Source organism: Bacillus sp. LR_5 (assembly GCF_042709275.1).
The window spans coordinates 1-9,238 of the sequence record NZ_JAVAXX010000251.1 but is presented as its reverse complement, the minus strand read 5'-3'; the positions used below and the strand labels follow the sequence as shown (position 1 = coordinate 9,238).

11 protein-coding genes are annotated in these 9,238 nt (G+C 43.5%); all 11 read right to left on the bottom strand.

The window, feature by feature from the left end:
• On the bottom strand, window positions 1-1,257 hold a 1,257-nt coding region (gene lysS / locus RAC86_RS30260), incomplete at its 3' end, for a lysine--tRNA ligase (RefSeq protein ID WP_377886357.1).
• Between the two features lie 91 nt (window positions 1,258-1,348).
• Entirely contained in the window at window positions 1,349-2,350 is a 1,002-nt protein-coding gene (gene dusB / locus RAC86_RS30255) for a tRNA dihydrouridine synthase DusB (protein WP_377886356.1), read from the bottom strand.
• Between the two features lie 23 nt (window positions 2,351-2,373).
• A complete protein-coding gene (locus RAC86_RS30250) occupies window positions 2,374-2,583 on the bottom strand; it encodes a helix-turn-helix domain-containing protein (protein ID WP_003226678.1) in 210 nt (69 codons plus the stop codon).
• Complete coding sequence (folK, locus tag RAC86_RS30245; protein WP_029726383.1) at window positions 2,535-3,038, bottom strand: 2-amino-4-hydroxy-6-hydroxymethyldihydropteridine diphosphokinase; 504 nt, start codon at window positions 3,036-3,038, stop codon at window positions 2,535-2,537. The genes RAC86_RS30250 and folK overlap by 49 nt, the downstream gene beginning before the upstream one ends.
• On the bottom strand, window positions 3,035-3,397 hold the full coding sequence (gene folB, locus RAC86_RS30240) for a dihydroneopterin aldolase (protein ID WP_014478613.1): 363 nt from the start codon (window positions 3,395-3,397) through the stop codon (window positions 3,035-3,037). Before folB ends, folK begins: the two co-directional genes overlap by 4 nt.
• Window positions 3,390-4,247: a dihydropteroate synthase gene (gene folP, locus RAC86_RS30235; RefSeq protein WP_029317175.1), complete on the bottom strand. Its 858-nt coding sequence runs from the start codon at window positions 4,245-4,247 to the stop codon at window positions 3,390-3,392. Before folP ends, folB begins: the two co-directional genes overlap by 8 nt.
• On the bottom strand, window positions 4,229-5,110 hold the full coding sequence (gene pabC, locus RAC86_RS30230) for an aminodeoxychorismate lyase (protein WP_029317176.1): 882 nt from the start codon (window positions 5,108-5,110) through the stop codon (window positions 4,229-4,231). The genes folP and pabC overlap by 19 nt, the downstream gene beginning before the upstream one ends.
• A complete protein-coding gene (pabA, locus tag RAC86_RS30225) occupies window positions 5,110-5,694 on the bottom strand; it encodes an aminodeoxychorismate/anthranilate synthase component II (protein ID WP_015715111.1) in 585 nt (194 codons plus the stop codon). Before pabA ends, pabC begins: the two co-directional genes overlap by 1 nt.
• Window positions 5,695-5,707: 13 nt before the next feature.
• Complete coding sequence (locus tag RAC86_RS30220; protein WP_069703808.1) at window positions 5,708-7,120, bottom strand: anthranilate synthase component I family protein; 1,413 nt, start codon at window positions 7,118-7,120, stop codon at window positions 5,708-5,710.
• Window positions 7,121-7,286: 166 nt separating this feature from the next.
• On the bottom strand, window positions 7,287-8,213 hold the full coding sequence (cysK, locus tag RAC86_RS30215) for a cysteine synthase A (protein WP_015715109.1): 927 nt from the start codon (window positions 8,211-8,213) through the stop codon (window positions 7,287-7,289).
• Between the two features lie 75 nt (window positions 8,214-8,288).
• The gene (locus RAC86_RS30210) at window positions 8,289-9,182 is read right to left on the bottom strand and encodes a peptidyl-prolyl cis-trans isomerase (protein ID WP_024571698.1); all 894 of its coding nucleotides are present in this window, start codon (window positions 9,180-9,182) and stop codon (window positions 8,289-8,291) included.
• Window positions 9,183-9,238: the final 56 nt, after the last annotated feature.

Sequence of the window (9,238 nt, the reverse complement as noted above, 5' to 3'; positions counted from 1 at the left end):
GGCATGTTCACGGCCAACGATAAACAGCTCAAAACGGTCTGTAAAACGCGGGTCCTCAGGGTTTTTCTTAGCAAGAGGAGAAATTTCTACAGGATGCCCGTAAATAAACGTTGGCTGAATAAGCGTTTCTTCAATTTTTTGTTCGAAGAATTCGTTGATGATATGCCCTACTGTCATAGAATCTTTAATTTCTACACCATGTTCTTTTGCATATTCACGCGCCTGCTCAACAGTAACCTCTTCCCAGAAATCAACGCCAGTCGCTTCTTTGACTGCGTCAACCATATGGATTCTTTTCCACTCCGGTTTAAGGTCGATTTGCTCTTCCCCGTATTGAATCGTAGTTGTGCCAAGCACTTCTTGGGCGATATGAGCGACAAGGTTTTCAGTTAAGCTCATGATATCTTTATAGTCCGCATATGCTTCATATAACTCAATCATTGTAAATTCAGGGTTATGGCGTGTAGAGACACCTTCGTTACGGAAAACACGGCCGATTTCATATACTTTTTCTAAACCGCCGACAATTAGACGTTTTAGGTGCAGTTCGATAGCAATACGCATATAGAGTGGAATGTCTAACGCGTTGTGGTGAGTGATAAACGGACGTGCAGAAGCTCCCCCAGGAATGCTGTGCATTGTAGGTGTTTCTACTTCTAAGTATCCATGATCATCAAGGTATCTTCTCATAGCTTGAATGATCTTGCTTCGTGTAATAAACGTATGTTTGCTGTCTGGGTTTACGATAAGATCCAGGTAGCGCTGACGGTAGCGCTGCTCAACGTCTTTTAAACCATGGTATTTGTCAGGAAGCGGACGAAGCGCTTTTGTCAGCAATTCAAAGGAAGTTGCTTTAACAGACAATTCGCCTACATTTGTTTTGAAGACTTTTCCGGTTACGCCGATAAGATCACCGAGGTCAGAAGACTTGAAGATTTCATATTGGTCGTCACCGACACTGTCTTTTCTTACGTAGATTTGGATTTGGCCTTCTAAATCCTGAAGATGGGCAAAGCCGGCTTTTCCTTTGCCGCGTTTTGTCATCATGCGGCCTGCGATTGTAACTTCAATCGCTTTTTCTTCTAACTCTTCTTTGGTTAGATCTTGATATGCCGAAATAACTTCTTGAGACTGATGAGTTCTTTCAAAACGTGCGCCGAATGGATCGATGCCGTTATCTCTCAGCTGATTCATTTTATCGCGTCTGACTTGCAGCTGATCATTCAATTCTTCATGGTTATGCTCTTCTTGACTCATTGTTATCACTCCATTACAGATATTGTTTCATGAAAAAAGCAGAAAAACTGCCAGCGTAAAACTAGCAGTGAGCAGCAAATAGAGGTGAGTATTATCCTACTTTTGCATTTTGAAGCTCTTTTGCCTCAACTTCAACCGTAAATGCATCTAAAAGCTGTACAAACTCTTCTCTCGTCTCGCAATGATTGATTTCATTACGAACGTTCGCATTGCCTTTCACGCCTTTCAGATACCATGCAGCGTGCTTTCTCATTTCTCTTACCGCTACGTTTTCACCTTTTAAGTCAATCAGGCGGTCAAGATGCAGTTTGCATACGGCCATTTTTTCGCGTACTTGCGGCTCTTTTTTTAATTCACCTGTTTCAAGATACTGAACCGTACGGTAAATCATCCACGGGTTGCCCAATGCAGCGCGTCCGATCATGACCCCGTCTACTCCTGTCTCATCGAGCATACGCTTAGCATCCTGCGGTGTCTTAACATCGCCGTTTCCGATAACCGGAATCGATACTGATTGTTTTACTTCTTTGATGATATCCCAGTTTGCCGTTCCTTCGTACATCTGCACTCTCGTACGGCCGTGAAGCGCAACTGCTTTACCGCCCGCACGTTCTACAGCCTGTGCATTTTTCACTGCGAAAATGTGGTCTTCATCCCAGCCCATTCTCATTTTCACTGTAACTGGTTTATTAACAGCATCCACTACTGCAGAAACCATTTCGTAAATCTTATCAGGATCGAGAAGCCATTTGGCTCCCGCATCGCATTTTGTAATCTTCGGCACGGGACATCCCATGTTAATATCAATGATATCAGCAGTTGTGTTTTGGTCTACAAACTTCGCCGCTTCCACAAGGGTTTCCTTTTTTCCTCCGAAAATTTGAAGGCTCAGTGGTTTCTCACGTTCATCAATATAAAGCATACCCATTGTTCTTGCATTGTTGTAAAGGATCGCTTTGTCACTGACCATTTCAGCACATACCAATCCGGCTCCGAATTCCTTTACAGTCAATCTGAACGCAGAGTTGCAGACACCAGCCATAGGTGCGAGCACAACCCGGTTTTTCAATTGAATATCTCCGATTTTGAACAATTTTTCTCCTCCTTTCATTTGTTCTATTTTTCTGGCGGCGCCAATTCGTCCGCACTTATATTTAAAACATCTGCTGCATCTTGAATGATGGCAGCTGACGGCAATCGGTTTCCGCGTTCAATTTCGCCGAGAATAGAAACTGATATACCTAATGCTTTTGCAAATCCTTCTTGAGTATAACCTTTCAGCTTTCTGAATGCACGAATTCGTCTACCCCAGATTTCTGCTTCCATACTCTTACACCTTCTTGGTCTGTTTCGGCGCTTGTAGCCTCTTTTTCAACCTGCTGGCAAATTTCCGCAAGCGGCGCAAGGACAAACAAACGCTCATACATTCTCGGATGCGGAACAATTAGTTGCTCTGTTTCAATATTTTCACGATTAAATAACAAAATGTCAAGGTCTGCCGTCCGCGGCCCCCATCTTACTTCCCTTGTTCTGCCTAATTCATTTTCTATCTGCTGCGTCAGTTCAAGGAGTTGAAAAGGGTTCAGTGATGTCTTGATTTCAACAGCCATATTCAAAAATTGAGCTTGATCTTCGTATCCGACCGGGTCAGTTTCATAAATAGACGACACTTTAGTGACTGTCACCGCAGCATGCTGATGCAGTAAAGCCACTGCTTGCCTTAAATACGTTTCTCTATCTCCAATATTAGATCCAAGTGCAATATAAGCTATGTTGTTCATGACTTTTTTCTCGTAATTTCAATGGCTACTGATTTATAGTGTCCGGGAATTGGCGGGTCTGGCTTAATCACTTTCACCGTACATTGCTGAACAGGCTGAAATTTTTCGAGAACAGTGCCAGCAATACGTTCTGCCAGCGTTTCCACCAATTTTACAGGCTCCCCTTCCACGATATCTTTACATACGTGATAGAGTTCAGCATAGTTGATCGTTTGCTCAAGGTCGTCTGTTTGTCCAGCTTTGCTTAAATCCAGCTCAGCGGTTAAATCGACTTTAAACCGCTGGCCAAGTTTGTTTTCTTCTTTGAACACACCGTGATATCCGTAAAACTCCATACCTTCTACATAAACTTTATCCATGGTGCACCCCTCCCTTATTCAGCATCGCGTCCATCATTTTCGCCATTCTGGCAATTTGTTTTACATCATGGACCCTGACAATGTCACAGCCTTTTTGAATGCCGAGACACACAGTCGCGCCTGTGCCCTCAGCCCGCTCCTCAGGCGGAAGATCCAGAACACGTCCGATGAATCTTTTTCGGGAGGTTGCCAGAAGAACCGGATATCCCAGCCCGCTGAAAATCTCTAGTTTGTTCATCACTGCCAAGTTATCGTGATAGGTTTTCGCGAAACCGATACCGGGATCAAGAATAATGTTCTTCTCGTCTACTCCGGCATCAACAGCAATTTTTACACTCTCCATTAAGTCCGACAGCATATCCGGCAATAAGTCATTGTAGTTTCTTTCAGGGCGGTTATGCATGAGAACAATTGGAACATTATGTTCAGCTGCAACGGAAGCCATCTTCGGATCATGTTTAGCACCCCAAATATCATTGATAATGGATGCGCCGGCTTTCACTGCTTCATCTGCGACAGAAGCCTTGTACGTATCTACAGAAATAGGAACACCAAGCTCTTTCGTAATCCGCTCAATCACCGGAATGACTCTGGACATCTCCTCATCCTCAGATACGCACTCAGCGCCAGGCCTTGTCGATTCCCCTCCGATATCAATGATATGGGCACCATCATTGATCATCTCTTCCGCGTGCAGCAGCGCCTTGTCTAAGCTGTCATATTTTCCGCCGTCCGAGAAAGAGTCAGGCGTTACGTTTAAAATTCCCATCACCAGCGTCTTCTCTTTATATGATAAAGCGCTGGGCTTAGTGTGGATTACTTGTGTTTGATCTATTGTGTGCTGCGCCATGCTCTTCCTCCCTTTTCATGAATCATGTTCTTTATTTCTTTTTTGTATAACAATTGAAGAGCGGAGGTTGCTTCTCCGCTTTGGCTTCCATAGTTTACTTCTTCTATTTTAGTAAACGGGATGATTTCAAGAACCGAGTTCGTCATCCACGCTTCGTCAGCTGTCAAGAGAGCTTCTGGCTCATATCGGCCCGTTTTGAGCTCCAGGCCGATATTCTTTGCATTTTCTATGATAAAACGTCTCGTGACGCCGTCCAGAATACCAGTATCAAGCGATGGCGTATAGATACAGCGACCTTTTCTCCAGAAGACATTAGATATGATACCCTCTGCAACAGCTCCATCCTCCGTTAGGAAAATTCCCTCGACACGTGGATCATTTCCAATTTCCCGTTTCGCATACATATTATTTAGATAATGATGAGATTTTAACCGGAACGATCCCTCAGGAGTGTTTCTCCGTATCGATAAAACCTTCCCTTCTTTTTGCAAAGGAAGGCTTTCTGGTTTCAGCTGATTCACAAAGCATAAAACGGTCGGCTTATCATACGTCTGGGCGACAAAGCCTTTATCGCTGATCCCCGCTGATATGTTCAGTCTGACGCGGGCATTGCCATCCTTGATATCATTTAGCTTAAGCAGCTTGTCCAGCATCTCAAGGATCTCATGCTTTGAAACAGTATATTCGATTTGCAGATCCTTAAGCGCGCGTTCAAGCCTTTCTATATGCCAATCAAGCAAAAACGGGCAGCCTTCGTAGAGCCTGAAGGTTTCGAATACACCGATCCCATATAAAAACCCATGGTCAAAAGGAGAAAGAACTGCATCTTTCTCCTCCATATACCGGCCGTTCACATATATCATCACGCAATAACTTCCTTGCGATATGTCTCAATAAAATTTCTGAGCATTTCTTTCCCAAAGGAGGTCATAATAGACTCTGGGTGAAATTGCACGCCCTCTATCGGGAGGTCATTGTGGCGAATAGCCATGATTTCTCCTTCTTTCGTTTGTGCTGTTACTGTAAAACAGTTTGGCAGCGTCTCAGGTTTTACGATCAGCGAGTGGTATCGCGTCGCAACAAGGGGGTTTTTCAACCCTTCAAAAATGGTTTTGCCGTCATGCTCGATATCCGAGGTTTTCCCGTGCATAAGCCGTTCTGCCCTAACAACGTCGCCACCGAACACTTGTGCGATGGACTGATGTCCGAGACATACACCGAAAATAGGAATTTTCCCTGCGAAATGTTTAATTGCTTCGAGGCTGATTCCCGCCTCATCAGGGCTGCACGGTCCGGGAGATATCATCAGAAAGTCCGGAGACAGTTCTTCAATTTCTTCGATTGTGATGCTATCATTGCGTTTCACAACCAGCTCTTCCCCAAGCTCGCCCAAATACTGTACCAAGTTGTACGTGAATGAATCGTAGTTATCAATCATTAAAATCATTTCTCCGCTCACCTCATCTAATTTTTGTCTCTTCTTTGCTCAGCTCTAATGCTCTTTGCATCGCAAAAGCTTTTTTGAATGATTCCTTGTATTCGTGCTTCGGAACAGAATCAATCACAACTCCTGCGCCGGACTGCATAAATGCCTGCCCTCCGGTTGCATAAATGGTTCGAATGACGATATTAAACTGCAGATCGTGATTATATCCAAACCATCCTATAGATCCAGTATAAAGCCCTCGGCGTGTCGGCTCAAGTTCTTCTATAATTTCCATCGTTCTTACTTTCGGTGCACCAGTAATGGTTCCTCCGGGAAACACAGCATGAATAATATCTACAGCATCATACCCATCCTGCAGTTCACCTTGGACATTAGACACAATGTGCATCACATGCGAGTATTTTTCAATTGCCATGAATTCATTTACGCGCACAGACCCGTACCGTGATACTCTTCCCAGATCATTTCGCTCAAGATCAACCAGCATGACATGTTCCGCGCGTTCTTTTTCATTGTGTATCAATTCGTTTGCAAGCGCCTCGTCTTCTTCATTTGTTTTCCCTCTGGAACGGGTGCCCGCAATCGGTCTTGTCTCTAATAGCTTGCCCTTTTTGCTGACAAGCAGTTCAGGCGATCCGCAAATGATTTGGAAATCAGGTGTTTCTAAATACGCCATATAAGGAGAAGGATTTACTTCTCTCAAGGTTTTGTAAATTTGATATGGGTGGACAGACAGTGACTGTGACTGCCTTATTGATAGATTGACTTGAAACACATCTCCGCTGGCAATGTATTGTTTGATTTTCTCTACAGCTTGTGAGAACCCATCCTCGGTAAATGGCGCCGCGAAGGAACCATCTGTTTCAGGGTTCATCTCTCGCGAAGAGACAGCGGGAAGCTCAGTCAACCACATCTGCTCTAACTCAGATAGCTTCACATCCGCTGTTTCCTGATCAGAACCATTAACATGAGTAATCAGCCATAGAGACTCTTCTTGATGGTCATAAACTGCTATATCATCAAAAACAAGAAAATAAATATCTGGTGTTTCTAGATCATCTAACGAGAGCATTTTAAAATTTTCAATGTACCGTGCGTAATCATAGCTGAGAAACCCGATTGCCCCGCCTTGAAAGTTAGGGAACTCATGATTCGTTTCTGTTTCCAGCGTTTTAAACCAGCTGTGGAAGGCCCGTAATGGATCACCTTCTTTAAACAGCATCTCATCACCATGCTTAATTGTAGTTATTCCGTCTTTTCCTTTCACAGTCGCAATTGGATCAAGACCGGCTATACTATATCTGCCGCCTCTTGCACTTTCGAGAAGTACATGATGTTTTCGGGATTGCGCAAGTTTCTCAAATTGTTGTAAGAATGAGTCTTTTTGAAAAGGTACTTTTTTGCCTGCCGGTCTGCGTTGTGCCATTTGTATCATTCCTCTATTTTCTTTTTTACTTGTTTTTAATTGTAAAGCAATGTTGTTAGTGAAAAAAGTGAATTTCTCTTCCAAGAATAACATTCGTCGCAGACATGGCATATTTGATGCACGAAATATAAAAAAACTCCCGGCGGACCGGGAGTTTTGGCTTTTTTTAATCGAATTGATACAGCGGCGTGCTTAGATAACGTTCGCCGTTACTTGGAATGATGGCCAATACTTTTTTGCCTTTTCCGAGTTTTTTCGCTACTTGAAGAGCAGCATAAATTGCCGCACCTGATGAGATGCCTCCGAGAATTCCTTCTTCACGTGCAGCTCTGCGGGCATATTCGAATGCTTCTTCATTCTTCACAGGGAAGATTTCATCATATACTTCAGTGTTTAAGATGTCCGGCACGAATCCAGCTCCGATTCCCTGAATTTTGTGGGGGCCTGGTTTTCCTCCTGAAAGCACTGGGGAATCTGACGGTTCAACAGCGTAAATCTTGATGGAAGGGTATGCTTCCTTCAGCACTTCGCCCGCTCCCGTAATCGTTCCGCCCGTTCCGATTCCGGCTACAAATGCGTCAAGCGGGTCATCACCGAATTGCTCAACGATTTCTTTACCCGTTGTTTGGCGGTGAATTTCTGGGTTAGAAGGGTTGTTAAACTGCTGCGGCACAAAGTATCCGTGCTTTTCAGCAAGCTCTTCAGCTTTCTTAATGGCGCCTTTCATGCCTTCCGCACCAGGAGTCAGCACAAGCTCAGCACCGTATGCGCGAAGAAGGTTGCGGCGCTCCATGCTCATTGTATCAGGCATAACCAAAATGGCTTTTAATCCTTTAGCAGCAGCAACCATTGCAAGCCCGATTCCTGTATTTCCGCTTGTCGGTTCAATGATCGTATCACCGGCTTTTAATTTTCCTTCTTTTTCAGCCGCTTCAATCATGGCTAAACCGATACGGTCTTTTACACTGCTTCCAGGGTTCATGTATTCAAGTTTTAGATATACATCCGCACTGTTTTCATCTGCAAGGCGATTTAATTTAACGATTGGCGTATTCCCAATTAATTCAGTAATGGAGTTTGCTACACGTACCATTCTCGACACCTCAATTTCCGACTATTTGTATTGGTATTATGTATATAATCTATCAATTTCAAAATTTTTTGTCAATCACTTAGTACTTTTTTCCCCATAAAACCAAGATACATCGGCTTCTTTCCAAAGTGTCTTAACTGTCGCTTTATCGCCTAGCTGATCCATTGCGATTTGCCGTCTGATCTGGTCCTTTACTTCATCAAATGAGAACGTTCTTGCCTTTAGTTTTTCTTTCAGCTGGATAATGGCATATCCGTTGCTGACCTTTATTGGTTCCTGAGACCATTCATCCTCTTTGAGTGTTTTCGCCTCTTCAATGTATGCTGATGGAATGTTGTCTGATGCCTCTGTGACAAAACCTAAATCTCCGCCGTATGGTGATGTATATCTGTCAGTGGATCTTTCGGCAGCGACAGCTTCAAAGCTTGATCCGCCTTTCAGTTCTTTCAGGACTTCTCTCGCTTCTTCTTCATCTTTTACAACAATGTGCCGAATTCGATACGAATCATCAAACTGATATAGTTCCTTATTTTTATTATAGAATGATTCCAATTCTTTGTTTGAGATATCGATATCCCTTGTTAACAATTCCTCAAGGAGGATATTATAACGAATTTGGTCTTTCCACTCTTTCTCCGTCGTATGTTCATCTTCGTAAAAGGAATTATTGACCGCTTTAATCAGCAAAAACTCACGATCAACTTCGCTTTTGGATATTTTAAGGTTGTTCTTTTTAGCCAGCTGCTCAACAACTCGGACATTGATCATATCTTCAAGCGTTGACTTACCATACTGATCTTCCATTTCTTTCAGCCATTCTTCTCTTGTCACACTCTTGCCCCCGATAGTCGCAATAGACTCACCGGATGACGATGCGCCGGCTTGGGATTTCGTCAGCGTATATGCAACAGCAATACAGCAAACCAACAGCGCCCCTAAAATAATGGTCCAGATTGTTCTTGATTTCAAACCTGCTTTCAGCCCCTTTTCTCAAATTAAAAACCCGCTAAAGAGCTTAGCGGGTA